The organism is Micromonospora aridisoli (assembly GCF_056150025.1).
On sequence record NZ_JAXCFK010000077.1, the window covers coordinates 1 to 622 of the forward strand.

The 622-nt window shown below is 70.3% G+C and carries 1 protein-coding gene; it reads right to left on the reverse strand.

The features are described from left to right. Nucleotides 1-14 precede the first annotated feature (14 nt). Nucleotides 15-622, reverse strand: a 608-nt coding sequence (rlmN, locus tag SM447_RS29435; protein ID WP_474576125.1) for a 23S rRNA (adenine(2503)-C(2))-methyltransferase RlmN, incomplete at its 5' end; no start/stop codon positions are given.

Below are 622 nucleotides of genomic sequence, written 5' to 3' on the forward strand. Positions count from 1 at the left end.
TTCGCCACGCCCGGTCACGCCGATGCCGCCGCGGCGCTCTCGATGTCTCTGTCCTCCGCGGCGGCGAGCTGCCCACACGCGCCGTCGATCTCGCGCCCTCGGGTGTCCCGCACCGTCGTGGACACCCCCGCGGCACGCAAGCGCCGGACGAACTCCCGCTCCACCGGCTTCGGGCTCGCATCCCAGCGGCTGCCCGGCGTCGGGTTGAGCGGAATGAGGTTCACGTGGGCCAGCTTACCGGCCAACAGCCGGCCGAGCAGATCGGCTCGCCACGGCTGGTCGTTCACGTTCTTGATCATCGCGTACTCGATCGACACCCGGCGTCCCGTCCGAGCCGCGTAGTCCCACGCTGCGTCCAGCACCTCGGCTACCTTCCAGCGCTGGTTGACCGGCACCAGTTCGTCGCGCAGATCATCATCGGGGGCGTGCAACGACAGCGCAAGGGTCACCGAGAGGTCTTCGCTGGCCAGTCGGCGGATGGCCGGCACCAGGCCGACCGTCGAGACGGTGATGTGCCGCTGCGACAGGCCGAGACCCTCCGGCGCCGGTGCGACGAGCCGCCGGATGGCCGCCACCACCCGGTTGTAGTTGGCCAGCGGTTCGCCCATGCCCATGAAGACCA